Origin of the sequence: Levilactobacillus angrenensis (genome assembly GCF_003946085.1) — a bacterium.
Taxonomy (GTDB): Bacteria; Bacillota; Bacilli; order Lactobacillales; family Lactobacillaceae; genus Levilactobacillus; species Levilactobacillus angrenensis.
Map to the genome: position 1 here is coordinate 37037 of NZ_RHOB01000014.1, position 25435 is coordinate 62471.

The 25435-nt window shown below is 52.3% G+C and carries 24 protein-coding genes; 8 read left to right on the forward strand and 16 right to left on the reverse strand.

Annotated features, from left to right (window positions below; all coding sequences use genetic code 11):
• Positions 1 to 63: 63 nt before the first annotated feature.
• From EKM83_RS09220 to EKM83_RS09260, 9 genes are all read right to left on the reverse strand, one after another.
• On the reverse strand, positions 64 to 720 hold the full coding sequence (locus EKM83_RS09220) for an amino acid ABC transporter permease (protein ID WP_125576711.1): 657 nt from the start codon (positions 718 to 720) through the stop codon (positions 64 to 66).
• A gap of 18 nt (positions 721 to 738) precedes the next feature.
• Positions 739 to 1377 (reverse strand): amino acid ABC transporter permease, encoded by a 639-nt coding sequence (locus tag EKM83_RS09225; protein ID WP_125576713.1) that lies wholly within the window; start codon positions 1375 to 1377, stop codon positions 739 to 741.
• A complete protein-coding gene (locus EKM83_RS09230) occupies positions 1374 to 2210 on the reverse strand; it encodes a transporter substrate-binding domain-containing protein (RefSeq protein ID WP_125576715.1) in 837 nt (278 codons plus the stop codon). Before EKM83_RS09230 ends, EKM83_RS09225 begins: the two co-directional genes overlap by 4 nt.
• A gap of 21 nt (positions 2211 to 2231) precedes the next feature.
• Positions 2232 to 2972, reverse strand: coding sequence for an amino acid ABC transporter ATP-binding protein (locus tag EKM83_RS09235; protein ID WP_125576717.1), 741 nt, complete (start codon positions 2970 to 2972; stop codon positions 2232 to 2234).
• A 578-nt stretch (positions 2973 to 3550) separates the two neighbouring features.
• Positions 3551 to 4489, reverse strand: a complete 939-nt coding sequence (locus EKM83_RS09240) for a DUF6681 family protein (RefSeq protein WP_125576719.1) — start codon at positions 4487 to 4489, stop codon at positions 3551 to 3553.
• 20 nt (positions 4490 to 4509) lie between these two features.
• Positions 4510 to 5049: a hypothetical protein gene (locus EKM83_RS09245; RefSeq protein WP_125576721.1), complete on the reverse strand. Its 540-nt coding sequence runs from the start codon at positions 5047 to 5049 to the stop codon at positions 4510 to 4512.
• A 74-nt stretch (positions 5050 to 5123) separates the two neighbouring features.
• Positions 5124 to 5582 carry a Fur family transcriptional regulator gene (locus tag EKM83_RS09250; protein ID WP_125576723.1) on the reverse strand — a complete coding sequence of 153 codons (459 nt, stop codon included), beginning with the start codon at positions 5580 to 5582 and terminating at the stop codon, positions 5124 to 5126.
• Positions 5583 to 5965: 383 nt separating this feature from the next.
• Positions 5966 to 6541, reverse strand: coding sequence for a nucleoside/nucleotide kinase family protein (locus EKM83_RS09255; protein WP_125576726.1), 576 nt, complete (start codon positions 6539 to 6541; stop codon positions 5966 to 5968).
• On the reverse strand, positions 6531 to 6953 hold the full coding sequence (locus tag EKM83_RS09260; protein WP_125576728.1) for a bis(5'-nucleosyl)-tetraphosphatase: 423 nt from the start codon (positions 6951 to 6953) through the stop codon (positions 6531 to 6533). The genes EKM83_RS09255 and EKM83_RS09260 overlap by 11 nt, the downstream gene beginning before the upstream one ends.
• Before the next feature lie 793 nt (positions 6954 to 7746).
• Between EKM83_RS09260 and EKM83_RS09265 the strand changes: the two genes are divergently transcribed.
• From EKM83_RS09265 to EKM83_RS09275, 3 genes are all read left to right on the forward strand, one after another.
• Complete coding sequence (locus EKM83_RS09265; RefSeq protein ID WP_125576730.1) at positions 7747 to 9138, forward strand: APC family permease; 1392 nt, start codon at positions 7747 to 7749, stop codon at positions 9136 to 9138.
• A 561-nt stretch (positions 9139 to 9699) separates the two neighbouring features.
• Positions 9700 to 12141 (forward strand): Xaa-Pro dipeptidyl-peptidase, encoded by a 2442-nt coding sequence (locus EKM83_RS09270; protein WP_125576732.1) that lies wholly within the window; start codon positions 9700 to 9702, stop codon positions 12139 to 12141.
• Between the two features lie 492 nt (positions 12142 to 12633).
• Positions 12634 to 13545, forward strand: coding sequence for a proline-specific peptidase family protein (locus EKM83_RS09275; protein ID WP_125576735.1), 912 nt, complete (start codon positions 12634 to 12636; stop codon positions 13543 to 13545).
• Positions 13546 to 13691: 146 nt separating this feature from the next.
• On the opposite strand, the gene EKM83_RS09280 is transcribed toward EKM83_RS09275, so the two are convergent.
• Together EKM83_RS09280 and EKM83_RS09285 are read right to left on the reverse strand one after the other, a co-directional pair.
• A complete protein-coding gene (locus EKM83_RS09280; protein ID WP_125576737.1) occupies positions 13692 to 14288 on the reverse strand; it encodes a L,D-transpeptidase in 597 nt (198 codons plus the stop codon).
• A gap of 99 nt (positions 14289 to 14387) precedes the next feature.
• Entirely contained in the window at positions 14388 to 15941 is a 1554-nt protein-coding gene (locus EKM83_RS09285) for an ABC-F family ATP-binding cassette domain-containing protein (RefSeq protein ID WP_125576739.1), read from the reverse strand.
• Between the two features lie 184 nt (positions 15942 to 16125).
• Between EKM83_RS09285 and EKM83_RS09290 the strand changes: the two genes are divergently transcribed.
• Both EKM83_RS09290 and EKM83_RS09295 read left to right on the forward strand, forming a co-directional pair.
• On the forward strand, positions 16126 to 16509 hold the full coding sequence (locus tag EKM83_RS09290) for a VOC family protein (RefSeq protein ID WP_125576741.1): 384 nt from the start codon (positions 16126 to 16128) through the stop codon (positions 16507 to 16509).
• A 15-nt stretch (positions 16510 to 16524) separates the two neighbouring features.
• On the forward strand, positions 16525 to 17226 hold the full coding sequence (locus EKM83_RS09295; protein ID WP_125576743.1) for a CPBP family intramembrane glutamic endopeptidase: 702 nt from the start codon (positions 16525 to 16527) through the stop codon (positions 17224 to 17226).
• Between the two features lie 124 nt (positions 17227 to 17350).
• Here EKM83_RS09295 and EKM83_RS09300 read toward each other — a convergent pair whose 3' ends face one another.
• From EKM83_RS09300 to EKM83_RS09320, 5 genes are all read right to left on the reverse strand, one after another.
• Positions 17351 to 17641, reverse strand: coding sequence for a helix-turn-helix transcriptional regulator (locus EKM83_RS09300; RefSeq protein ID WP_164505640.1), 291 nt, complete (start codon positions 17639 to 17641; stop codon positions 17351 to 17353).
• Positions 17642 to 17786: 145 nt separating this feature from the next.
• Positions 17787 to 18557 (reverse strand): ABC transporter ATP-binding protein, encoded by a 771-nt coding sequence (locus EKM83_RS09305; protein WP_125576748.1) that lies wholly within the window; start codon positions 18555 to 18557, stop codon positions 17787 to 17789.
• On the reverse strand, positions 18487 to 19455 hold the full coding sequence (locus EKM83_RS09310; protein ID WP_125576750.1) for an ABC transporter permease: 969 nt from the start codon (positions 19453 to 19455) through the stop codon (positions 18487 to 18489). The genes EKM83_RS09305 and EKM83_RS09310 overlap by 71 nt, the downstream gene beginning before the upstream one ends.
• A 17-nt stretch (positions 19456 to 19472) precedes the next feature.
• Positions 19473 to 20441, reverse strand: coding sequence for an ABC transporter substrate-binding protein (locus EKM83_RS09315; RefSeq protein ID WP_125576753.1), 969 nt, complete (start codon positions 20439 to 20441; stop codon positions 19473 to 19475).
• 835 nt (positions 20442 to 21276) lie between these two features.
• Positions 21277 to 22179, reverse strand: coding sequence for a DegV family protein (locus EKM83_RS09320; protein ID WP_125576755.1), 903 nt, complete (start codon positions 22177 to 22179; stop codon positions 21277 to 21279).
• A gap of 593 nt (positions 22180 to 22772) precedes the next feature.
• Between EKM83_RS09320 and trpX the strand changes: the two genes are divergently transcribed.
• From trpX to EKM83_RS09335, 3 genes are read left to right on the forward strand one after another with little or no spacing between them, the layout of a single operon-like run.
• Positions 22773 to 23768 carry a tryptophan ABC transporter substrate-binding protein gene (gene trpX, locus EKM83_RS09325; RefSeq protein WP_125576757.1) on the forward strand — a complete coding sequence of 332 codons (996 nt, stop codon included), beginning with the start codon at positions 22773 to 22775 and terminating at the stop codon, positions 23766 to 23768.
• A complete protein-coding gene (locus tag EKM83_RS09330) occupies positions 23765 to 24664 on the forward strand; it encodes an ABC transporter permease (RefSeq protein ID WP_125576759.1) in 900 nt (299 codons plus the stop codon). Before trpX ends, EKM83_RS09330 begins: the two co-directional genes overlap by 4 nt.
• Positions 24657 to 25427 (forward strand): ABC transporter ATP-binding protein, encoded by a 771-nt coding sequence (locus EKM83_RS09335; RefSeq protein WP_125576761.1) that lies wholly within the window; start codon positions 24657 to 24659, stop codon positions 25425 to 25427. The genes EKM83_RS09330 and EKM83_RS09335 overlap by 8 nt, the downstream gene beginning before the upstream one ends.
• The last annotated feature ends 8 nt before the right edge of the window (positions 25428 to 25435 follow it).

Below are 25435 nucleotides of genomic sequence, written 5' to 3' on the forward strand. Positions count from 1 at the left end.
GTTGCCAAAAAACGCCCAGCCATTTCACAACGAAATGACTGGGCGTTTTCGATTTAGCTAAAATTAGGCTTGGCGCTTCTCCAGGTAACGGGCGAGCACGGACAAGCAGTAACAAACGATAAAGTACATCAGCGCAATCGCCACGAACATCGGAATGATGTAGTTGGTGTTTTGGCCGTAGATAATCTGTGAGCGGTACAACATTTCTGGTAACAGGATAATCGTTGCCAAAGACGTGTCCTTGACCAGCGAGATGAACTGGCTAACAATCGCCGGAATCATCTTGACCATGGCTTGTGGCAACACGATGTACCACAGGCCTTGCCAGTAGGTCAGCCCATTAGCGCGGGCCCCTTCCATCTGGCCGGGGTCGACGGCTTGAATCCCGGAACGCACGATTTCTGCCAGCATGGTCGATTCGAAAATCGTCATGGCTAAAATCGCGGCCGGAATAATTTCTGGTTTGACCCCCAGGTTGGGTAACCCAAAGTAAGTAAAGAACAGAATCAAGATCAGCGGTAGGTTCCGGATGATATCGATGATCAACCCTACGATGGCTGATAAGTATTTAATCTTCACGTACCGAATGACCCCGAGAATCGAGCCGATAATAAAACTCCCAATGATAGACACGATGGAAACCAGAATCGTGATTCCTAGCCCACCGAACAGGTAGCGTAAGTTATCTGGGGAGTAGGCATCAATAAAGTTTTGTAACATAATTTATTCTCCTCCCCTTTAAGCTAACCGCTTTTCCAAGTAGCGCATGTAGTAACTGATGGGCATGGTGATGACCAAATATAAGACCCCGACCGCCGAGTACGCTGCAATGGTTTCCAGCGAACTCGAGGCGATGACGTTACCTTGGTACATCAAATCAAAACCACCCACGAAGGCCAACGTTGAGGAGTTCTTGACCAGGTTCACGAACTGGTTACCCAGTGGCGGAATCACGTACCGAAAGGCTTGGGGCAAGATGATGTAGCGCATGGCTTGCCAGAAGGACAACCCGTTGGAGCGGGCCCCTTCCATTTGCCCCGGGTCAACGGATTGAATCCCAGCGCGGACCGTTTCAGCGATAAAGGCCGACGTGTAAAGCGTCAGGCCAATCGTGCCGGCCGTGAACCCGTTCATCTTGATGACGTACAGCGGGAACACCACGTAGAAGAACATCGTGATGACCAGCAGGGGGATGTTCCGGAAAATTTCAATGTAGACCCGGGCAATGCCGCGGGCAACCTTACTGGGTGATTCTTCTAACAGGGCAAAGAACGTCCCGAGAATCAAACTGAAGATCAAGGCAAGAATGCTACAAAGCAGCGTTTGGCCTAACCCATAAAGTAAGGTGCCACCGTAATCTGAAAAGATATGAATCATTCTTTAGCCGCCTCCTTGTAGTCAAAGCCCTTAACGTTGTGGAACCACTTGTGCAAGAGCTTGTCGTAGGTACCGTTGTCCCGCAACTCGGTCAATGCCCGATTGGTTGCGTTTCTAAACGGCGTTTGGTTCTTGTCCATCGCAATCCCGTATGGTTCGGAAACGAACGTCCCGCCGGTAACTTCATAGCCCGGGTTTTGGACGGACATCCCGTACAGGATCCCATTATCGGTCGTCAACGCTTGGCCTTGACCAGACTTCAAAGCCGTCATGGCTTGCGCGTAGTCGGTCAGTTGTAAGACCTTGGCGTTGGGCGCGACCTTGGCCACGTTTTCCACGGAATCAGATCCCACGACCCCGAGGACCGTGCCCTTTTCACGGTTCAAATCTTTGACGTTTTTAATGCTACTGCCGCGCTTGACCAGCAGTGATTGGCCAGCGTAGAAGTAGGTATTGGAAAAGGTGACTTGCTTGCGCCGTTCCGGCGTATTGGTCATGGTCGCAATGATGGCGTCGATGTTCCCATTTTTCAGCATCGGCATCCGGGTCGAACTCGTGACCTGAATGAACTTGGCCTTGGCGTCCTTGCCCAGCATTTGCTTGGTCAATGCCTTGGCTAAATCAACTTCAAAGCCTTTGATTTTCCCATCCTTGGTGTCCAGCAACCCAAACAAGCGGGTATCCGCTTTGACACCCCAAGTGATTGTCTTGGATTGCTTGTCCGTCTGATACACGTTGCGTTCAGACAGCGGCTTGCTGCCACACGCACTGACGATTACTGTCAAAGCAACCAGGGAGAGTAGCAGGCCCAAACTGCGAATTAATTTTTTCATCGTGAGCATCCCTCCCTGTGATTAATGTGTCAAAATCTTGCTTAAGAATTGCCGAGCCCGTTCGTTGCTTGGCTCGCCATCGAAGAACTTTTCCTTGGAATCGTCTTCCAAAATACGGCCGTCTGCCATGAAGATAACTCGGTTAGCCACTTCACGAGCAAAGCCCATTTCGTGGGTCACAATCAGTGACGTCATACTGGAGTCCCGGGCAATGGTCTTCATAACGTTCAACACATCGTCGATCATTTCAGGATCCAAGGCACTGGTTGGTTCGTCAAACAAGAGACATTTCGGCTTCATCGCCAGTGAACGAGCAATGGCGATCCGTTGTTGTTGCCCCCCGGAGAGTTGCGACGGCATCTTGGGTGCTTGGTCCGCCAATCCAACCCGGTCTAGCATTTCCATGGCGACCTTTTTGTTTTCGTCCTCATTCCGGTGCAACACGATCCGCGGTGCTAACATGACGTTTTCCAAAATCGTCTTGTTGGCGTAGAGGTTAAAGTGTTGGAACACCATCCCCACGTTCTTACGGATCCGGTTCATGTCCGTCTTAGGATTGGCCAGGTCTTGGCCGTTAACGATCAATTGGCCGTGACGAATCTGTTCCAACCCGTTGACGGTCCGAATCAAGGTCGACTTTCCAGAACCAGACGGCCCAATCAGCACAACCGTTTCACCGGCGTCGATTGTTAAATTAATATTGTGCAGCGCGTGGAAATCGCCGTAATACTTTTCCACGTTGTGAAATTCAATCATTGACATAAGTATTCCCTCCACTAGTGATTTTTTGCCGTGCTTGCGGCGACTAGCGCCCCATCCAATCCCGTGAGACTGGATTTTAAAGTGTCTAAAGTAAAGTTTAAACCAAAAAAATTACCCGGTCAAAATAAACAGCTTTACACCACCCACTCCTACGGAACGTTTTGGGGGTCAAAGGTTAGGTATACCACGGGTCCATCTGACCTAAAAAATTTTTTCAACTGTGGTTAACCGATTGGTGCCGACTAAGCCAATCTTTCAGCGCCACAACCATTTTACCCGGCGAGACGATTTTTCCTAAAATTCATCCATTGGGGGTGACAAACGCCGGTTGGATTTCGTTAGTAAAGATAAAGGGGTGTCGCGTGACGAAGAGCTAGTCGCCTTACCGTTCACTGGATATGGGATGAGCCAAAGAATAGCCTCACTAAACAAAAAAACGCCAACCCAACAAAGAGCTGACGCAATTACTTTAAGATTGCTTGACGTACACTATTGTCCCCACCGACTTGGCGTACGCTCACTAGCCAGTGGCAAAAGAAGAACTATCGTTAGCGAGCTGGAGGCGACAGGCTTATCTACTAGTGATGATAACGCGATGTCCGTGTCATAGGTTCGTCACTGGTGGTTGACGTGGCGTCATAGCGGGCCTGGCGACTGGTCCCAGTCGTCGTGGTGCCACGAGTATCGTAACGGTCCGTTGTCGGCCGGTCGTCATGGTGTTTGTACGCCAGCTGAACGGCCACTTGGAAATCATTGGGCTGTTCGATCAACGACGTACGGCCCAAGACTTTAAATGGTCCACCGACCAACGTGGCGTTGGCCAGATACAGTTCAAATTGGTCCCGTACATCGGCAACATTTTGTAACCCCACCGTGCTGACCACGCCGACCCGTTGCTTCTCCGCTTGATTGATGCCGGCGTAGACGACCAATTGCTGGCCTTCCGTTTGCATTTCAAAGTAAGGAATCAACACCGCCGGACCAGAAGCGTAGACTGGTTTGCCCGTCTTGCGCGTTTGTTCCATGATTTCGCGGTCACCCAAGCCAGAGTAATCCAGTTGGAGCAGTTGGTTTTGTTGCAAGCGTGTGGCCAAGTTTTGCACGTTACGCGCATCACTGTCACTGGCCGTTAATTTCCCGGGTAATATTTTCTTTTCATCGAAATACCCGTTGGCCGGAATGTTGCGACCGCCGCGTGCTGTGGGCTGGTTGGCCTCTTCGGCTTCCTTGGGCTTAATGTGCAGCCATTTTTCAATCTTCGGTGAGATGTCGAAAGGTGCCTTTTTCTCCGTGAAATAGTACACCGTGTTCAAATAAACAAAATATAGCAGAATCAGTGCAACTAACAGAATCAATAAGCCCCAGAATGGGTGGCCATTTTGGAGGTACCGGAACCCGATGTAAAACAAGTACAGGTCCCCCAAAGCGCCAATGATGACGTAGATGCGGTTCTTAATTTTAGCGTTGACGTTGATGTAACCTAAATAGTGGTTGACCATGTCAAGAAAGCTTAACATTGTCGGTCCCCCTTCCTTCGTTATTGATCCGAGTCATTGGTGGCGCCGTAAGTCGTGTGACTGTATGTGTTCGTCCCGTTATCATCGGTCGTGTCGGCCGTGTCATTTTCTGTATCGGCCGTACTGTTGTCAGTCGTGTTGTCGTCATTAGTCGTGGCTGATGAACTGACCGCACTAGAAGACGTCTTCTTTTTCTTGGACGTAGTCGTGCCAGTGCTACCAGTCGTTCCCGCTGTGTCGGCGGTACTAGATTCAGTCGATGACGTTTTCTTAGCGGAAGAACTTTCCGTATCCGTGGATGAACTGTCTGAAGACTCATCACTACTGCTGTCAGAGCTATCCTTAGACGAATCTGAATCCTTCTTCTTGCTGTCGTCGCTCGCCTTCTTCGAATCACTCGAGGACAAGTTGCTGACTAACGATGAACTGGTATTTGAGACTCGTGAAGCCCCTTCATCGGTCTTCGTGACGGTGTTCGTCACCACATTGGTTGCCCCGAGAGCGAGTGCCATCGACACAATTGCGAATGGCGTAATTAAGGGTGGTGTGCGATACCCCATGCGTCATTCCTCCTTCCGTTTACCTAACTGACCCTATTGTCGCATAGGAAACTCAAAAATCTGTCAAATTTCTCTTAATTTTTCACTAAGTCTTGTTCCTGAACACCGGCCGCTTTACACTCAGCGCATAAGCCGTAGAGTTCAAAGCTGTGTCCCGCGATTTCACAACCAGGTAACTGGTCGGAGAAAAAGTCCATCGGGCACATCTGTAGTTCAATCACCTTGCCGCAATTTTGGCAGACAAAATGATGATGGTGTTGATGGTGTAAATCACACTGGTATTTGACCCGGGCACGTTCCTGTTCCGTATTCTGTTCCACGATGCCAACTTCCTCGAATTCCTTCAAGTTGCGGTACACCGTGTTATGACTCATCCCCGGGAATTCCGTGCGCATGTAAGCGTCGACGGTCACCACATCGGTGTAATGGGCCTGGTTCGTCAACAGGAACTCTAAGAGCGCGTGCCGTTGCTTGGTCATCTTTAACTTATTCTTCTTTAAAATCGCTACGGCGGTACTTAAAGATTCTGCCATGATGGGTGGCCTCCTTGGGTTATTTTTTTCAAACGGTTAAACATTGTTGCAACACTTATTGGACTGGCCGCCTTACCGTTCATTGATCCATGCCTGCATCAGCCAGGGGGTCCGATTGCTATGTTACTGGGAAGCACACTATAGCCGAGAGTTCACTAGCTAGGCGTTCAGCCGTGGGAGTTCCCTTAACGGCACGGTTCACGCCGGTTAGGGAACTGGCGTCTTTGAGACGGGTTCTTCGGCTCAAAGCGAGGCGGCGAGACCGCCCTTTGGCTCGACCCGTCCGCCCACAGCGTTCCAACGCCTAGCTAGTGAACGGTAAGGCGGCCAGCACAAATAACGTTGCCGAATTCCCTGTTAGTTTAGCATACTTACTGCGAAACTCAACTATCAATTGCCTCGTCGCGTTGCAGTCGCGTCATCAAGTCGTCTAATTTGATCTGCGTTTGCTGCCAATCGTCGTTGTTGAGCTGAATAGCTTTGCCCCGTAACGCCAGCGGCATGGTCAAATCACGCCGGTATTCGGCGCTGGCTAGACGTTGGGCCATCATGTGTTGGTCATCGCCGCGTTTACTCAGTCGATGAGCCAATTTATCCGGCTGACTCACCGTCAAAAAGATGATGACGGCTTGGTCGCCCAACTCCTGAGCATAGGTGATGGCCCCCGCACTATCTAACACGATGGCGTCAAACGGCGCCCGTTGGAACCCCCGCGCAAGGCCCTCTTTCGATGAGCCGTAGTGGTACCCGGCGTAGACGACGGATTCTAGGTAATGATTTTTGGGAAAACTCTCGGGCGTTTCAAAATAATAATCGACCCCGTCGACTTCTCCCTGCCGTGGTGGGCGGGTGGTGTGGGTGATGACTTTGGTGACCGGGTAGTGAGTGACCAGGTAATTTTGCACCGTGGTCTTACCCGTCCCGGTGGCGCCGGTAATCACGAGAACTTTAGGCGTCATGGTGGTCCTCCAAATAGGTGTTGGCTTGGTCCAACAGTCCTTTCAAGTTGTCATAGCTGAGCGTTTGCCGTGCTGTCGGATAGTCGAACCACCCAAACTCACTGATTTCTGCTACCTGACGCGTGATTTGGCTGTCGGCAGGAACCAACGCCGTGTACAGCACTACATGCTTGTGGTGGCCATTAGCCATGTCGTAGTCCAAATCGGCGTGAAATTCTGGATTGATGGCGACCACTAATTGGGTCTCTTCGCGAATCTCACGAACTGCCGTAGCGATGTCACTTTCGTCGCCTTCCACGTGTCCCTTGGGGAATCCCCAAAAGTCGCTGGTGGCACTCTTTAATAGTAGATATTGGATCTGATCATCGACCAACCGGTAAACGACCGCTCCACTAGCATTTTCGGTAATCATGTGGTGTTTCCTCCTCGAATTTGACTAAACTCCTTCTATTCTAAATCGAAACACTGGGTAATGGGTAGGATTTCACTCTCTTTTCGCGGAAAATGCCACGAACTCTCATTGACTTTTAATTTAATCTTAGGGTACACTATCTGCAACATCACCATTTCGCGGGAAAAACCGCCTAAAGTGCTGAAACCTGCGGCCACAATGTGTATTATCAATGTATGGGCTCCTGCTTGTCAGTCGCTTGTCAGTTTGCCTTACCGTTCCGCAGTTGGTACTAGCCGCCTTGCCGTTCGCTAAATCCGAGCTGGAACGCGGTGGGCGGACGGGCCGAGCCAAAGAGCGGTCTCGACCCCTCGCTTTGAGCCGCAACCCACGTCTCAAAGGCGCCAGTTCCCTAACCGGCTTAAACCATGCCGCTAAGGGAACTCCCACGGCTGAGCTCAGATTTAGCGAACTATCGGCTACGTTAGTGGTCATCACCCACGCTGGTCGGACCATCAGCTAGTTTACACGGCTGAAACGCTTATGCCAACCGACTTAACCTAACGGTATGAACATCCACCATATTAGCCGGGAGTGAAGCGAAATCTAGGCTCAGCCGGGGAATTTAGCAGCGTCTTTTGCTGGTAAATTGGTGACTTTGAGACGGTGTTCTTCCGGCTCAAAGCAAGGCTTGAGACCGCTTCTCAGGCTCAAGCCGTCCTCCCCCAGCGTTCCAGCCTAGACTTTCGCGTAACGGTAGGCGACCAATGTGGCCCAGATTTTCTGTTTCATCTATTATATTAGGAGGCTTTTTATGGGACTTGCGCGTATATTTCGTCGCGAACGCTTAGATAACTACCTGCAAAGTGACCAACACTTTGCCAAAACAATGACGGCTAAGGACCTGATGTCATTAGGGATTGGGGCCGTCATTGGGACCGGGATCTTCATTTTGCCCGGGACCATCGCCGCGCAATACAGTGGCCCAGGCATTGTTTTATCCTTTCTGATTGCCGCCATTGTCTGTTCCACCGCCGCCATGTGCTACGCCGAATTTGCCTCCGTTTTGCCGGTCGCGGGTTCTGCTTATTCTTACGGTAACCTGGTCTTTGGCGAGATTATCGGTTGGGTGCTCGGCTGGGCGTTGATTCTTGAATACGTCCTGGCTGTCGCCGCCGTGGCCAACGCGTTTGGCGCTTATTTCAAATCATTTCTGGCTGGTTTCAACCTCAACTTGCCCAACGCCATCACCGGTCCCTACGACCCCGCCCACGGTACCTACGGCAATCTGATTGCCATTCTGGTGGTCTTCTTCATCAGTTGGCTGTTAAACCGCGGGATGCGGGAATCCATGCGCATCAACAATGCCATCGTCATCGTTAAAATTGCCATTATTATTCTCTTCGTGGCGGTCGGCATTTTCTACGTGCGGCCGAGCAACTGGCAGCCGTTCGCACCATTCGGGTCTAAAGGGATTCTGCGGGGCGCCTCGACCGTGTTCTTTGCTTATTTAGGGTTCGACGTGGTCTCCGCGTCCGCCGCTGAAGTCAAGAATCCCAAGAAAAACATGCCCATCGGCATCATCGGCACGCTCATCGTGGCTACCGTGTTGTACATGCTGGTCGCCATCGTCTTGACCGGGATGGTTCACTACACCCGCTTAAACGTCGCTGACCCCGTGTCCTTTGCGCTCACGTTGGTCCACCAAAACTGGACGTCTGGCATCATCTCACTGGGTGCGTTGGCCGGTATGTTTACCATGATGGTCACCATGATCTACAGCTCATCACGCCTGATCTACTCGGTCGGCCGCGACGGCTTGTTGCCGAAGTTCTTGGGTAAAATCGACGACCAAACGGGAACGCCGCAACACAGTCTGGTCGTGGTGACCATTGTGATTGCTTTACTGGGCGGTTTCGTTCCGCTGGCCCAACTGACCAACCTGGTCAATATCGGGACATTAGTGGCCTTCCTGTTCGTGTCATTTGGTATCTTACGGCTTCGGCACTTACCGGACTTGCCGCACAACACCGGCTTCCAAGTCCCGCTGTACCCGTATTTGCCGATTCTGTCCGGGCTACTGTGCTTTTACATGATGCTCCAACTGCCAGCTGAAACGTGGATTGCCTCGTCCATCTGGTTTGCGTTGGGCCTGTTGATCTACTTCGGCTACGGCCTCCGCCACAGCCGGCTCAACGACCAGTAACGTCGTGCGCGTCGCCTGCGGTCGCTGGGGATTCTGCCCGCTATGGGGAACACCTGCAGCCAAAGGACGGGCTTCCGGTTCGCTTGGAAGCCTGGCTAACCCCGCCAGTCTCCCAAGTCGTCCCACGCTGTAGGCAGAGACAAAACCTCTGCCAACACCGTCGACACAGCTGGCGCCATCCCCAGCGGCCTACGGCTATTGACTGGTCGTACCGGTAGACCTCTTAACTGGCGTGTTTTCGTAACAATAGCGACCGCAGCTTGCACCAAATTGCTTTGGCTGCTAACCCCCACCGTAACCGCAGTTCGCCAAATATGGATTCAGCCGTGGGAGTTCCTTTGGCGGTGGTTTTTACCGCTTAGGGAACTGGCGTCTTTGAGACAGTGCTGTTCTGGCTCAAAGCGAGGTCGAGACCGCCTTTCGGCTCGACCGGTCCGCCCACCGCGTTCCAACCCATAGTTGGCGTACGGAGGTGGCCAGTCCCATGTCATGTCTCCCAGGTAAACCTGTTTTTCCAAGAAACGTTGATTTCAAATAAATTGATAAGGTAGGCGAAGTTTTATGCGTAACCAACAATTTGCCATTCGGCCCACAGCACCCGCTCAGGCCCTTGACGAACTTCAACGGATTCACTTTTTAGATGAGAAAAATGCTGACCTGACCACTCCTAGTCAGCTACTACGTGACTTTTATGACCGGAGTTGGCCGGAATTCAAGACGCCCGACGTCATTCACCAACAACTGGCCAACCTGATGGCAACACCAGCTGCCGATGGCTGGGAGTTTCTCAGCCATCATGACAACGTTCCCGTCACGGTCTTTTACAATCTGGCTTTACAACGGTTGGGGTTTGCCGTCGACCTCGACTTCACCCTAGCCGACCCGCTGGCCGCCATGGCGAAGATTCAACTGCCAGTTGCCGACCACGCCGAAGCTGATTTCACCCTGGCCGAATTGAAACAAGCCTGGTATCAGCTGTTGACGACCCACTCCAAAAACGGGCAGACCTTCTTGGATCAGCTGACCACCCACGGCTATTTCGAACCACTCGTGCACGACCCCAACGTGGAAAAGCCGCTGATTTTTAACGGCAAATCTCAGGCCGTCTTTGACACGACGCAACTGATTCGTGAAGTCGTCTACGTCGAAAGTTCCCAAGACACCGACCATGACGGCCAACGAGACCTGTTGAAAGCCGAAATCATTCGTCCCGCCGAAACGGAAGCTGGCTTGAAGGTTCCTGTCCTCTACACCGCCAGCCCCTACAATCAAGGGACTAACGACGAGGCCGGTGACCACATGATGCACAAGGTCAACGTGCCGCTCCAGCCCAAACAGCCTAACGACGCGACCTTAACCGACGTGACCGCCCAACCGGATACCACCCCGGTACCAGCACCCCGGGCCGTCACAGCGACGACCAAGGAAGCCGAACAAACCTTTGCGCGCGAGCAATCCTACACGCTTAACGACTACTTTTTAGCCCGGGGATTCGCCGCGGTTTACGCCGCGGGAATTGGGACCCTGGATTCTGATGGTGTCCGGACGACCGGCGACCCTGAGGAAACGACCTCGACGATTGCCATCATCGAATGGCTAGCCGGCAACCGGACGGCCTTTACCAGCCGTGCCGCTACGCAAGCCATCCCCGCTTGGTGGAGCAATCACGCGGTGGCCATGACCGGCCGTTCTTATTTGGGCACGCTGGCCACCGCCGCCGCAACGACTGGCGTGGCTGGCCTCAAGACCGTCATTTCCGAAGCCGCCATTTCCAATTGGTACGACTACTACCGTGACGGCGGCCTGGTCATCGCCCCCGGCGGTTTTCCCGGTGAAGACGCCGACGTCCTGGCCGAGGAAACGTTTAGCCGGCAACTGCAGGCGGGGGATTACCACCGCATTCAGGCAAAATGGCAAGCTGACCTCGCTGCCATCACCCACGACCAAGACCGCGTCACCGGGAACTATAACCGTTTCTGGGATGCACGCAACTACCTGAAGAATGCCAAGAACATCAAGGCCGACTTACTACTGGTCCATGGGTTAAACGACTGGAACGTCAAGCCCCGCAACGTCAACAATCTTTGGAATGCCGTGCGCGATTTGCCGGTCACAAAGAAATTGATCCTCCACCAAGGCCAACACATCTACATCAACGCCTTTCGCTCGATCGACTACACCGACATCGTCAACCTGTGGCTGACCCACGAACTGTTGGGCGTCGATAACCAAGCCGAAACGTTGTTGCCCAACGTCATCATTCAAGACAATACGCAACCGGAAACTTGGCACGCCTACCCCGATTGGGATGCCCCGACCAACCCCACGCGCAGCTACAACTTGCAACACGACGAGCTGGTCGATCAACAAACGCACGAACCATTGCCATACGCCACCAGCTTCAGCGACCAGTTACCCGTCGAACAATACAACCGCTACACGCACAACATCGCTGCTTGGCAAAACGACCTGCTGGGTGACAAGCACAATGCCATGTTTAACCACCGTTTGATTTTCAAATCCGCGGTCTTAACCGACGACTTATTGTTAGACGGGAAGCCCGTCGTTGACCTGCGTGTGGCCGTCAATCAGCCCGTGGGGATGTTAAGTTTCCAAATCGTGGACTACGGCGATGCCAAACGCTTGGGCGTCTCCCCCACCATTTTGGCCCGCAAGGCTCTCGACGAAGGTTACCGTTGGCGCGAAGACGACCTACGCGAATTCCAGCCGGCCGCAACGACGCCGTTTAAGATGATCACGAAGGGTCACCGTAACCTGCAAAACCGGACCAATGCTTATCACGTTGATGAGTTGAAGCCCAATGCATTCTACGATTTAAGCGTGACACTCCAACCAACGCACTACCGGTTATTGGCCGGCCATCAGTTGGGGTTGGTCATCTACGCGACTGACTTCGGCATGACCGTCCGCGGTAACCAGGACCTGCAGTACTCCATCCAGCTCGGCGATTCCGCCCTGCACCTGCCTTACTTGGCGGAATAGTTATGGCAACACAACACGTAGCTGTCCGCCTACCGTCCGCCAACTGTGGGTTGGAACGCGGTGGGCGGACCGGACCGAGCCTGAGAAGCGGTCTCGGCCTCGCTTTGAGCCGAAAGTCACGTCTCAAAGACGCCAGTTGTCTAAGCGGCATGAACCGCGCCGCTAAGACAACTCCCACGGCTGAACCCATATTTGGCGGACTCTCGGCTACAAAAGTGTTTACCAACAACAATCGACTTAAACCTCGGTAGCAGTTAACTAGTCAACTGACTCCTGGCTGACTAGTGGGCAGAACATTCCCGCTCAAAGCGTCAACGCATTAATTAAGCATTCAACTCTCATCTATCCAACATAGCCGTTGATGGTAACAACCGAACTTAGCCGGAGAAGGCCAGGGGCGATATGGTTAGCACTAGTCAACGGTTAAGTGTTTAGAAATATAGCTAACAGTGATAAACTATTAGTAACTCATTAGAAACGGGGGAATTTGACATGAAGCAAGGTACCACGATCATCACCTTAGACAACGGTTACCACCTTTGGACCAACACCCAAGGCACTGGTGACATCCACCTGCTCGCCTTACACGGTGGCCCTGGTGGCAACCATGAATACTGGGAAGACACGGCCAAGCAACTCGCCGCACAAGGCCTGAACGTTCAAGTCCACATGTACGACCAACTGGGTTCTTGGTACTCCGATCAACCCGACTATAGCGACCCTGAAATCGCTAAGAAGTATTTAACTTACGACTACTTCTTGAACGAAGTCGAAGAAGTTCGGCAAAAGCTGGGCATCGACAAGTTCTACTTGATTGGCCAATCTTGGGGTGGCGCATTGGTTCAAATGTACGCAGCTAAGTTCGGCGAACATTTGAAGGGCGCAATCATTTCCTCCATGGTTGATAACATCGACGAATACGTTGAAAGCATCAACCACATCCGGGAAACGGCTTTGACCGCTGACCAAGTGGCTTACATGAAACAAATCGAAGCCAACGGCAACTACGACGATCCGAAGTACCAAAGTTACGTGGACATCTTAAACGATGGCTACGTGGACCGGAAGAAGCCCGCTGCCATTTCTCATTTGATCAGCACCATGGCGACCGACGTTTACGGTGCCTTCCAAGGTGACAACGAATTTGTCATCAAGGGTAAGTTAGCCGAATGGAACTTCCGTGATCACTTGAAGGACATCAAGGTCCCAACCCTGTTGACCTTTGGGGAACACGAAACCATGCCACTAGCAACTGGCAAGAAGATGGCTGAGTTGATTCCACACTCCCGCTTCGTCACAACGCCAGAAGGTGGCCACCACCACATGATCGACAACGCTCCGGTTTACTACGATCACTTGGCAACCTTCATCCGCGACGTGGAAAACGATAATTTTAACGCTTAAGCGGGTGGGATAACAGGCAGTTAGCCGGTTCCATTATTCAAATAGACACACTAGAGTCTGGGATGTTTTATCTCAGGCTCTTTTTGTGACGAAAAAAAGAGCTGAGACAGACGCGTCTCAACTCTCTTAACTGATATGCTTCAAAACTAGTGAACGACAACTTTCATTCCGTAAGGCACGTGGTTATAAACCCATTTGGCGTCGGCCACCGACAAACGAATACACCCGTGAGAAGCAGCGGTCTTACCTAATTCCTCAGCTTCACTCTTGATGTAATTGCCATTTTGGTCGGTCGGCACACTGTGGAACAAGTAAATCCCATGGTCCTTCCAAGAGACCCAATATTTGGCCCCTTCACCAGAACTTTGATTGTAGAAGAATTTTCCCCGTTCCCCCTGGATTGCGTACGTCCCGTGCGGCGTTTTATTTTCCTTGCCCGTCCCCGTGGAGCAGTACATGGTGTAGAGCACCTTGTTATTGCCATCACGGATGTAGACCCGTTGCCGGTTGGTATTGACATCTAACCAGGCATTCGGGTGCTGCTTGAGGTTCGGATAAGGCTTGTCTTCCGACGATTTACGCCAATTAATTGTATCGGCCTTGGCCAGATTGGCTTTCTTCGTCGTCTGACTGGTGGGTTGACTCGTTTGCGGTGTTGTGTGGCCTTGAATCAAGCGGTTGACCCCAACCGCCGCAACAATGACCAACGCGATGACCACGAGTAACTGTCTTAAACGTCTCATACTCTGCCATCCTTTTTGAAATTTTCCTAACTATGACTACTGTAACGGATTTTTCTGAAAAAGGAAACGCCTTTTACCAAAACGTAATCTCCATGCAATCTAGTTTGCAGAATTCCTTAAGCTCAGCTTCTCAACGTTCAAAATCTTATCGACCAAACCGGTGTAGAAACTGGCCTCATGACTAACGATAATCGCATTGCCCGGGAAATTCAAGATAGCTTGCTTCAAAGCCTGCTTGGTTTCGTCATCCAAATGGTTGGTCGGTTCGTCCATGATCAAGAAGTTGGCCGGTTCAAATTCCATCAGCGCTAGCTTGACCTTGGTCTGTTCCCCACCAGAGAGCTCACCGATGGGCTTCATGGCGTTGGCGGAATCTAACCCACACTTCGACAGCTTCGTGCGAATCGCCTTTTGCGGCAACTTCTCGTACTTGGCTTGAATGATTTGGAGCGGCGTTTGTTGGTTATTGTCCCAAACCAAGTCCTGACTGAAGTAACTGATCCGCGCGGACGGGGAGAAATGGGCTTCCCCACCCTTGGCCTTGAGGAGTCCTAAGATCGACTTGATCAGCGTTGATTTCCCGACCCCGTTGAACCCGGTCAGCCCAACTTTTTGGTCGGTCGTCACGGAGAACGTCACCGGCTTCAGTAACGGCCGGTCATACCCGACGGACAGTTCATCGACCACCAAGGCATTTTGCGACCCCGTTTCCTGATAAGGGAAATCAAAGTGGGCTTGCACGTTGGTCGAAGGCGGATCGACCCGGTCCATCCGATTGAGCATCTTTTCTCGTGACTTGGCCATGGTCGACTTGGACCCGGCCTTGTTCTTGCGGATAAAGCGTTCAGCCTTTTCAATCACGACCTGTTGCTTGTCAAATTCCCGTTGTTGGGCCTTTTCCCGTTCACCCCGTTGGCGCATGGCTTGCTTGAAGCTACCCCGGTACTTGGTGATTTGGCCAAACGCCACGTTGATGATACAATTCGTCACGTTTTGCAAGAAGTCGTAATCATGGGAAATGATCAAGGCAGCCCCGTCAAAGTTGTTCAGGTAGTCTTCCAACCACGCAATGTGGGCAACGTCCAAGTAGTTGGTCGGTTCGTCTAGTAAAATGACATCGGGATTTTCCAGCAACAGCTTGGCCAAGATAATCTTGGACCGTTGCCCCCCGGACATCTTGGCAACTTCGTGGTCGCGGCCAATATCGTCTAAGCCTAACCCGGAGATGACCCGTTCGATTTCCGTTTCCACGTCGTAAAAGTTACGCGCGTCCAGCTCTTCTTGGATCCGGCCAGCCCGTTCGAGCAGCTTGTCTTCCATTGTTTCCGCGTATTCGGTATACATCGCCGTCATCCGGTCATTCATTTCGTACAAGTCAGCGTAAGCCGTATGCAGAAAATCGATCAACGTCATGCCGTCTGGAATATCGGCATACTGGTCCAAATACCCGATATGCGTTTTCTTTTGCCATTTCACGGACCCCGTTAACGGGAGCTCCTGGCCGGTAATAATTTTAATTAAGGTTGACTTCCCAACCCCGTTTTGCCCGACGACACCCATGTGTTCGCCTTTTTCTAGGGTAAAACTGGCGCCTTCGTAGAGCTTCTTATCTGCGAAGCTCATGCTGAGGTCGTCAACTTCTAATAGTGGCACTGTTTGTCCCTTCCCTTCTTCTCTCAAGCCGAAAAAAGCCCCGACATCGTCAAGGCTTTAGCTAAACCTATATTAGGTAGTAACTTACCACGAAAACCGGGGGTTCGTCAACTTCCTGGCCTAGGGAACTGGCCCTAAACTATGCTATAATGGTTAAAATTTATGACTAAAGGACTGACACTTAATGAATATTCGTAACATCGACCACCTCACCTTAACTGTTAGTGATGTGGAGCATTCCGTGCGCTGGTACCACGAGGTCTTTGACCTGCCTATCATCGAATTTGACGACGGCCGCCGCGGTGTGAAGCTGGGCAAACAAAAAATTAATTTCCAACAAAGTGACCAGCTCCATTTACCCGTAGCCAAGCACCCCACGATTGGTGGCGCCGACTTCGCCATCATTGCGACTGATCCGCTGGCCAACATCCTTTCTCACCTGACCAACTACGCGGTCGAAATCGTGGATGGCCCCGTGACCAAGCAAGGCGCGCTCGGCCCAATGACGTCAGTCTACGTCCGCGACCCTGACGAAAACCTGATTGAAATCGGCAAATACGACAAGTAGGAGGCGGACCCGTTCATGACTAAATTGACCCAACTGTTGGCGGCCGGGGGCGACTGGCTGGTGCGGTGTCTCAAGTGGATCGGCTTTCTGGCCATCTACCTGGTCGACACCCTGCTGCTATCCATGGCGACCAGTCAGGCCCACCATCCCCAAGTGGCCACGCGTCTGATTGGGGTCGTCCTGATCTACTCGGCATTTCTGCTTGCCTTCTTGACCTGGCGCTATTGGCAGCAGATCAAGAAAAATAACCCCCGCCACATCGGCAAGACCCGCTTCACCACCAAACGCAGTTGGCAACTGGCGGGACTGTTTATCCTGATGCTGGCGATTCAAATGGGGTGGAACCTGCTGATCAGCGCTCACATTCTGCCCAGTCCTGCCAACCAAACCGAACTCAACGCCCAGATTCTCCAGCTGCCATTTTGGAACCTGTCCTACGCGATTCTGCTGGCACCGTTCGTGGAAGAAATGATTTTCCGTGGCATCTTCTTGAATTACTTCTTCCGGCAAGACTCGCGGGTGATGAACTTGCTGGGGGTCTTCATGTCGGGGATGATCTTTGGCATGATGCACGTGGGAAGCTTCACGCCCACGCTGTTCATGTACGCGGCGCTGGGCTGGATTTTGGGCTTCACCTACCTGAAGTTCCGCGACTTGCGCTACAACGTGACGCTGCATTTTTTGAACAATGCGTTGTCGTTGCTGGCTTACATTTAAAATTAAAACATAGCCGGTACACGTCTCTCTTAGGAGTTTGCGTACCGGCTATTTTTAAACTAACAATGATAGTGCGACCAAGTAGCCAAAATATAAACGACTATTACTTGCTCAGCATATGGTATTACTTCTTTGCATCAAAGGCAATCGTCACTTCTCGATTAGTCTTAAACGCAATCTCACTCACAGTTGCCAGACTAACTGGCGTGATTCCCATTTCAATGTTAGCGATACTAGCTGTCGATTTGCCCACCAATTGAGCGAAGGCTGTTTGGGTCAGTCCCATCTCTTCGCGTAGTTGTCTAACTGCTATGGCCATCGTCAGGTTCAGTCTAGTTGCCGCCATTTCCCGGTTGAAATTAGGGTTACGCTGCCGTAATTTTTTTGCATAGTCATCAATAGATTTTAAGGCCATCTGGTTTGCCTCCATTCGTTTGTGAGCGTTTAATCGCATCATAACAAGCCGCCTGGAACATGTCATGCCAGACGTCTGAATTTTCGTAGCCACCCATCAAAAAGACCACTCCAAAAATATTTAGGAGTGGCCTTTATTTTATACTTCACTCTGCAAACAACGCCATCAGCTCCGCCTGTTTCAAATTGGCCTTTGCCGCCCCGCGGACGTCGAGCTTGATCTGGCCGTCTTGGACCATGACCAGGCGATTGCCATAGGTCAGCGCATCACTCATTTTGTGGGTAATCATCATCGTGGTCAATTGGTTCGTCTCGACGATGGTTTGGGTCAGAGCCATGACTTGGCGACTGGTCTGGGGGTCCAGCGCTGCCGTGTGTTCATCCAGCAACAACAGGTCCGGTTGACTCAGCGTGGCCATCAACAGGGATAATGCTTGTCGCTGCCCGCCTGATAAGTATTTGACCTGGGTCGTTAAGCGGTCTTCCAAGCCCATGTTCAAAGGTCGCAGCAAGTCTCGATACGCCGCCGTCTGACTCGCTCGGCGATAACGGTGCAGGCTCATACTGCCGGTGTGCTGCTGCGCCAGGGTGAGGTTTTGGGCCACACTCAGTTCCCCCGCCGTGCCCAGCTTGGGATCTTGAAAGACGCGCGACAGCCATTTGGCCCGGTACGCCACGGACTTCTTGGTGACGTTGTGGCCCGCCAAGCACAACTCCCCCGCATCAGTCGGGAGCGTGCCCGCAATCGTGTTGAGCAGCGTTGACTTGCCGGCCCCGTTATTGCCGATGACGGCGACGAAATCGCCCGGCGCAATCGTCAGGCTGACATCCTTCAAGACGTGACGCTCATTTACTGTCCCGGGAAAGAAGACCTTCTGGAGATGCTTGACGCTTAAGACTGCTGGTTGTTGACTCATGTTCATCGGCTCCAATCTGTTTGAGGTAACGTTTTAACTGTTGACGTGTCTTGGCCTTGGTTCGCAGAATCGGCAGGCAAATGACTACGACCAGGATGATGGCGGATAAGATTTTCAAATCGTCGACCGGGAAGCCTAAACCCATGGCGACAGTCAGTAAGAAACGGTAAATTATGGCGCCCACGACCATGCCGCTGAGGCGAACCCACATCTGCCGGCCGTGCAAGAAAATCTCACCGACCAAGACGGAGGCCAACCCAATCACGATGGTGCCAATGCCCATCCCAATGTCGGCATAGCCGTTGCTTTGGGCAATCAGGGCCCCAGACAAGGCGATACAGCCGTTGGAAACCATGTAGCCCAGAATCACCATCCGGTCTGTGTAAATGCCGTTGGCCGCGCTCATGGCCGGGTTATCCCCGGTGGCCATCAACGACAAGCCCAGCCGGGTCTTGAACAGCCAGATCAGTAGCGCCATCACGACGCCGGTCACGACCAGCCCCACCACGATGGTCTGCACATCACTGGACCAGGCGACAGGGAGGTAGTTGGTCAAAACCCTTTGCGTTAGGAGCGGCACGTTGGACTTGCCCATCACGTGCATGTTGATGGAGTACAGGCCGGTCATGGTCAGAATCCCCGCTAACAGCGAGGGCATGTGTAGCTTGGTGTCGAGCATCCCTGTGACCCAGCCCGCCACACAGCCGGCGAGAAAGCCCAGTAGACTGGCAACCACGGCCGATTGGCCACTTAACATGGCGCTGACGGTCACGGCGGCCCCCAACGGAAAACTCCCCTCGGTGGTCAAGTCGGGAATATCTAAGATACGAAATGTCAGGAATACCCCAATAACCAGTGGCGCCCACAATAATCCCTGCCCAATACTAGTGATTAACATAATTGGTGACTCCCTTCTTAAGGTTCTTGGATTTGACTAGCTTTCAAGCCGATAGCCTTGGTGTTGGCCCGGTTGATGTACAAGTGTAGTTGCTTAGACGTTTGGACCGCCATAGTTTGCGGCTTTTGGTGATTCTCTAACACGTTGTAAGCCATCTTCCCGGTCTGCTTCCCCAGGTCGTAGTAGTTGATGCCGTAAGTGGCGGTACCGCCGTCCTCAGCCATTTCGATCGACCCGGTGACAACTGGTAACTTGGCCGCTTTGGCTTTGGCACCGATGGTCTTCATGGCACTGGCCATCAGGTTATCAGTTGGCAAATACAGGCCAGAAACTTTGCCCGTCAGGCCGGCGAGGACGCTGGCGACGTCGTTGGTGCTGGTGGCGCTCACGATTTTCAAGTTCAAATGGTGTTGCTTGGCGTAGGCCTTGGCCAACTTCACCTGGAGTACGGAATTTTCTTCGGATGAGTTGTACATGATGCCCAATGGCTTATTGCCGGTCGTTAGGCTCTTCAGTAGTTTCAGCTGTAGGCCCACCGGCGTTAAATCACTGGTCCCACTGACATTGGTCTGTGGCTTAGCATTGGCTTTGACCAGGCCAGCCGCCTTGAGATCCGTGACCGCCGTAACCAGGGTTGGCGTGCTCGTGGTCTTCTTTGCTAATGCCTGAGCCGCTGGTGTGGCAATGCCGACCAGCAAATTATTTTTCTGTTGGACCAATTGTTGGCTCATGGTGTTCAAATTGGCTTGGTCACCCTGGGCATTTAAATAATGATACTTGACCTTCGTCGACTTGCCGTGGGCCTTGAGTTCGGCCTTCAAACCTGCCTTGAAGCCTTGGCGCGCTTCATCTAGCGAACCGTGTTGGACGACCTGCAGGATGCCGACGTTGAGACTACCGGACTTGGCGCTAGACTTGCTGGAACAGCCGGCCAAGACCAGCCCGAGACCGAGTAACGCGAGACTACTTGCTAATAATTTTTTCATTGTGATTTCCTCCTGTGAGTGGTGCTAATTAAATTTAAGTGGGTAAATCTCACCAAATTTTTCGCAAGTGGCTTGCGTCCAAGCCGCCCTGGCTAAAGCCAGGAAAACAAAAAACACCAGACAGATTCTGAGTAGAATCTACCTGGTGTATATCGGGCCCGATATTTTTCTCCAGATAGATTACCCGTATCTATCTGGCGCTAAGTTCATGCTGAAAAACTTTAGCTATTCGATAGATACAAACGCAGTTGTGCGGCGCGTTCGTATCCAACGAGGTGAATACAAACGCTATCTAAAGAAAAAGCTAAAGGCAAATTGGCTATTTAAATGAGTTTGGTTATGAAGTTGCATGATGGCAGGCTCCCTTTCATTTATCAATTTACATCTTTCAGTTAACCATGAAAAAATAAGACTGTCAACCCCGAATTTTAATTTAATTCTCATTTTGCCACATAACGTGATATTGGCCGCCTACCGTTGCGCGAAAGCTAGGCCGGAACGCTGGGGAAGGACGCCCCGAGCCCAAACCCGGTCTCGGCGCTTGCTTTGAGCCGGAAAGCCGCCGTCTCAAAGTCACCAATTTGCCAGCAAACCCCACTGGCAAATTCCCCGGCTGAGCCTAGTTTCGCTCCACTCTCGGCTACGAGTGCGATTACCTACATTGAAACTTTCTGCATTGACCGTGTTGTCAGAAACACCACTAAATACACGTACTCGGCTGTACCTGGATAACTTTCTAAATAAATGATTGCGCATCTCACCGGAGGATGTCAGATGTGAATCTTCTGACATCCGCAGAATCTGGCTACCGTCATTTAACGGTAAGGCGGCCAGTCTATTGGTCGCTAAAATTGGCTGCTGGTTCGAGGAGGCTGCGGTAGTCTTGGCACCAGGCCAGGCCCATTGCGCCATCTCCCACGTGCACGCCAAAGCTCGGTCCGATCAGGGCCACGTCAAATTTGACCGTCGGGAACCGCTTCTGGGCACGGGCGACGGACCGTTGCGTGGCTTCCGGTTGGTCGGCGTTTAAAATCGTCGCGCGGACCGGAGCGGCACCGGCTAGATCCGTGGCCAAAGCGTCGGAGAAGTCGGCCATGGCGCCCTTCACCCGCAAAGCACTGCCGGCGACCCGCATTTTACCGGACGGATCAAAGATCAAGATGGGTTTCCCCGCCAACAACGGCGTACTGCCGGGACTGTGGCTGGGATTGACTTCGCCAGTTCGCAGTAATGGCTTGATGGACTCTACCACAAAGCCGCTGTGCGCCGTAGCTCGCAACTGAGTCAGCCGCTCAAAGATTTGATCCACCGTAGCGCTGCGTTCGACTAAGGCGGCGGCTAACCGAACTTGGTCACCCATCGTCGTTAAGATGCCGCGTGAATCCCACGGCCACACGTGAACGCTGGTGATGTTTTCGGCGTAAGCTGCCAGTGTATTGACGAACCCGGAAATTCCCAACGATGGTCCAATGACGATGACATCGGTCACGCCGTCTTGGGCCAACCGGTCACAAGCAGCCTGAACGGTTTTCATGGAAATTTGCGGGGCAGTCGGCACCATTTTTTTAGATTTTGACAACCGCATCAGCCGGTAATAGTCGGCCGTGCTCAGGTCCTGATATTCGTGATACTGCCGATTGCCAAACATGATGGGCGCCGCTAACAGCGTCACGTGGCGCTGCTGGGCCTCATCAAAGTCGATGCCCGCGGACGTATCAGTTAAAACTGCAATTTTCATGGCGTAACCTCCTCGTATCTCTTCGTTTTCAAGGCGCATGTGCGGCCTCAAGCCCACCGTCAATGCCAGCCAAGTTGCATCACGGTCAAGCGCGTTTAGTTACCGTCTAGTATACCAAAATCCACGGCCGCTAACGCAAAAATCGTACCCGAACCGTGACACAATTAACCGCTGGACTTTTTAACGCGATAACTAAGCCTCGCTACCAACTAATTGACGAACGGTCAGGCGGCCAATTTCCACCAGAAATCCCCCCAAATTTGACCGAAACGCTAAATTAAGGTTGACGGTCCGAAAAGGATGCCGTAAACTAAATTTATTCAATCACGGAAAGAAGGAAAAGTTATGCAACTGTCTAGCATTGAACTTAATGGACGTTGGCAAAGCCGGTAAATCAAGTCTCATCAGTGTTGATGCGACTTGAGCTCCCAGAGCGATTCTCGCATCTGCGCCGGCTAACTTTTCTGATGCAAAAGGCCCGCACGGATGTTCATTCCGGTTTTGCGGGCCCTTTTTATTTGGGCACCCAGCCGGTCTGGGTGCTTTTTTGTATCACCGACCGTTAATCCAATCAGTAAAGTGAGGTTATCATCATGAAACGCATGTACGGACTCATTGCGATTCTGCTCTTATTCCTCGGGTTTGCCTTCGTCCAAGAGAGTCGACCCGAATCTGCCCAACAAAAAACCGTGCCGACCGTCGGCATTTTACAACTACTTTCTCACCCGGCCCTCGACGCCATTCACAAGGGCATCATCCATGGGTTGGCGACGGAAGGCTATCACGTTGGCAAGAACGTCAAAATTGATTTTCAAAACGCCCAAAATGATCAAAGTAATCTGAAAACCATGAGCGCGCGCTTCGTCAATGAACGCGCCAATGCCATGATTGGCATCGCGACCCCTGCCGCCCAGGCGTTGGCCAATGCCAGCTCGAACATCCCCGTAGTGCTCGGCGCTATCACCGACCCCAAGGGCGCTGACCTGGTCAAAAGTAACACCCACCCCGGCAATAACGTGACCGGCGTATCCGACCAGGCTCCCTTGAAGTCTCAGCTCAAATTGATTCAAAAGATCATGCCGAACATGAAGACGCTGGGCATCATTTACACCTCGTCCGACGATTCCGCTACGGCGCAATATCATCAGTTCAAGGCACTTTGCCAACGTGAACACGTCCGGCTCAAGTCCTACACGATTGCCAGCACCAACGACTTGAACCAGGTCGCGGAACAAATGGTCAGTCAGGTCGACGCCGTCTATGTTCCGACAGACAACACGGTAGCCAGCGCCATGCAAACGCTGGTCTCAACTGCCAACGCCAAGAAGGTGCCGGTCTTCCCAGCCGTGGACACCATGGTCAAAGCTGGTGGTCTCGCCACGTTGAGCATCAATCAGTACAAGTTGGGCGTGGAGACTGGGAAAATGACCGCCGCCATTTTAAAGGGAAAGAATCCTGCCACGACACCGATTCATTTTGAAAAACGGGGCGAAATGACCGTCAACTTGACGCAAGCCAAGAAGCTCGGCATCACACTACCCGCTGACGTTGTTAAAGAAGCCAAAACCCACGGGGAGGTCTTTAAATGAGTTTAGCAGTATCCGCAATCGGGCAAGGCCTACTCTGGGCCGTATTAGGGGTCGGGTTATTCCTGACCTTTAGAATTTTAGATTTTGCCGACATGACCGTTGAAGGCACGTTTCCGCTGGGGGCCGCTACCGCCGTCGCCGCAATCAGTCAGGGGATGAATCCCCTACTGGCCACGCTATTAGCCTTTGTCATTGGCGCCTTGGCCGGTCTGATTACCGGCTTGCTCTACACCAAGGGCCACATCCCCATTTTATTAGCCGGGATTCTGGTCATGACGGCTTGTTACTCGGTCAACTTGCGCATCATGGGCCGGGCCAACGTGTCTTTGCTGGGCAAATCAACGCTGTTCAAAAACCACTTTCTCGCCAGCCTGCCACAATACTTCGACAGCGTTGTGCTGGGCATCGTGGTCATGGTCGTCATCACCAGTATCGTCATTTACTTCTTACAAACGGAACTCGGCCAGGGCTTCATCGCCACTGGGGATAACCAAACGATGGCCCGCTCGCTGGGAATCAATACCGACAACATGAAAATTATGGGCCTGATGGTCTCTAACGGCCTGATTGCTTTCGGCGGGGCCCTGGTTGCCCAAAACAACGGCTATGCCGACGTCAACATGGGAATCGGTATCATCGTGATTGCCCTGGCCTCCATCATCATTGGCGAGGTGGCCTTTGGCGATTTGACCTTGAACCAACGACTGGTCGCCGTCACGCTGGGGAGTATCTTGTACCGGTTCGTTTTACTACTAGTCCTCAAGCTCGGCTTCAGTGCCAACGACCTCAACTTGATTTCCGCCATCATCCTGGCACTGTGCATGATGCTACCGGTCTTCAAGCACGTTCTGAACTTCAAGCACATTTTGAAACGGGGGTTGGATACTAATGACTAAGCCACTACTCGAATTAAAAGACGTCGTGTTGAAGGTCAACCGCAACACGCCCGAAGAGATCACGATTCTAAATAAACTCAACCTGACTATCAACGCCGGCGATTTCATCACGGTGTTGGGGTCCAATGGGGCCGGAAAATCCACGCTGTTCAACGCGATTGGCGGCGACCTCAGCATTGATAGCGGCCAGATTCTGTTAAACGGCCACGACATTGCCCATGAATCCGTGGAAAAACGTACGCGCTTCTTAGCCCGCGTCTTCCAAGACCCCAAGTTGGGAACGGCGCCGCGAATGACCGTTGCCGAAAACTTACTGCTGGCAGAACGCCGCGGGCAACGCCGGGGACTCATGCCCCGCGGCTTGAAGCACCATTTGGCCCATTACAAAGAACTGACCGCCACCATGCACAACGGCCTCGACCAACGACTGACCACGGCCACGGGTAACCTCTCCGGTGGACAACGTCAGGCCTTGAGTTTCTTGATGGCCACGCTGAAACGACCTGAGATTTTACTATTGGATGAACACACGGCGGCGCTCGATCCGCGGACCGGGCAAGACCTGATGCATTTGACCAACGAACGGGTCGCGCAAGATAAACTGACCTGCCTGATGATCACCCACCACATGGAAGACGCCCTGACCTACGGCAACCGGCTGATTGTCTTGCATCACGGCCAGGTGACCTATGATGTGGCCGGCGCCGACAAGCAAGCACTGACCAGCGAACAGCTCTACAGCTTCTTCGCTGAGATCGAATAGGCGGTGCC

What these genes read in the sequence shown, in the direction of transcription:
- EKM83_RS09305 (WP_125576748.1), bottom strand. Translation starts at nt 18,557, where the DNA reads ATGAGTCAACAACCAGCAGTCTTAAGCGTCAAGCATCTCCAGAAGGTC.
- EKM83_RS09245 (WP_125576721.1), bottom strand. Translation starts at nt 5,049, where the DNA reads ATGGGGTATCGCACACCACCCTTAATTACGCCATTCGCAATTGTGTCG.
- EKM83_RS09240 (WP_125576719.1), bottom strand. Translation starts at nt 4,489, where the DNA reads ATGTTAAGCTTTCTTGACATGGTCAACCACTATTTAGGTTACATCAAC.
- EKM83_RS09250 (WP_125576723.1), bottom strand. Translation starts at nt 5,582, where the DNA reads ATGGCAGAATCTTTAAGTACCGCCGTAGCGATTTTAAAGAAGAATAAG.
- EKM83_RS09230 (WP_125576715.1), bottom strand. Translation starts at nt 2,210, where the DNA reads ATGAAAAAATTAATTCGCAGTTTGGGCCTGCTACTCTCCCTGGTTGCT.
- EKM83_RS09265 (WP_125576730.1), top strand. Translation starts at nt 7,747, where the DNA reads ATGGGACTTGCGCGTATATTTCGTCGCGAACGCTTAGATAACTACCTG.
- EKM83_RS09280 (WP_125576737.1), bottom strand. Translation starts at nt 14,288, where the DNA reads ATGAGACGTTTAAGACAGTTACTCGTGGTCATCGCGTTGGTCATTGTT.
- EKM83_RS09315 (WP_125576753.1), bottom strand. Translation starts at nt 20,441, where the DNA reads ATGAAAAAATTATTAGCAAGTAGTCTCGCGTTACTCGGTCTCGGGCTG.
- EKM83_RS09255 (WP_125576726.1), bottom strand. Translation starts at nt 6,541, where the DNA reads ATGACGCCTAAAGTTCTCGTGATTACCGGCGCCACCGGGACGGGTAAG.
- EKM83_RS09300 (WP_164505640.1), bottom strand. Translation starts at nt 17,641, where the DNA reads ATGGCCTTAAAATCTATTGATGACTATGCAAAAAAATTACGGCAGCGT.
- EKM83_RS09235 (WP_125576717.1), bottom strand. Translation starts at nt 2,972, where the DNA reads ATGTCAATGATTGAATTTCACAACGTGGAAAAGTATTACGGCGATTTC.
- EKM83_RS09295 (WP_125576743.1), top strand. Translation starts at nt 16,525, where the DNA reads ATGACTAAATTGACCCAACTGTTGGCGGCCGGGGGCGACTGGCTGGTG.
- EKM83_RS09290 (WP_125576741.1), top strand. Translation starts at nt 16,126, where the DNA reads ATGAATATTCGTAACATCGACCACCTCACCTTAACTGTTAGTGATGTG.
- EKM83_RS09270 (WP_125576732.1), top strand. Translation starts at nt 9,700, where the DNA reads ATGCGTAACCAACAATTTGCCATTCGGCCCACAGCACCCGCTCAGGCC.
- EKM83_RS09220 (WP_125576711.1), bottom strand. Translation starts at nt 720, where the DNA reads ATGTTACAAAACTTTATTGATGCCTACTCCCCAGATAACTTACGCTAC.
- trpX (WP_125576757.1), top strand. Translation starts at nt 22,773, where the DNA reads ATGAAACGCATGTACGGACTCATTGCGATTCTGCTCTTATTCCTCGGG.
- EKM83_RS09225 (WP_125576713.1), bottom strand. Translation starts at nt 1,377, where the DNA reads ATGATTCATATCTTTTCAGATTACGGTGGCACCTTACTTTATGGGTTA.
- EKM83_RS09310 (WP_125576750.1), bottom strand. Translation starts at nt 19,455, where the DNA reads ATGTTAATCACTAGTATTGGGCAGGGATTATTGTGGGCGCCACTGGTT.
- EKM83_RS09330 (WP_125576759.1), top strand. Translation starts at nt 23,765, where the DNA reads ATGAGTTTAGCAGTATCCGCAATCGGGCAAGGCCTACTCTGGGCCGTA.
- EKM83_RS09275 (WP_125576735.1), top strand. Translation starts at nt 12,634, where the DNA reads ATGAAGCAAGGTACCACGATCATCACCTTAGACAACGGTTACCACCTT.
- EKM83_RS09335 (WP_125576761.1), top strand. Translation starts at nt 24,657, where the DNA reads ATGACTAAGCCACTACTCGAATTAAAAGACGTCGTGTTGAAGGTCAAC.
- EKM83_RS09320 (WP_125576755.1), bottom strand. Translation starts at nt 22,179, where the DNA reads ATGAAAATTGCAGTTTTAACTGATACGTCCGCGGGCATCGACTTTGAT.
- EKM83_RS09260 (WP_125576728.1), bottom strand. Translation starts at nt 6,953, where the DNA reads ATGATTACCGAAAATGCTAGTGGAGCGGTCGTTTACCGGTTGGTCGAT.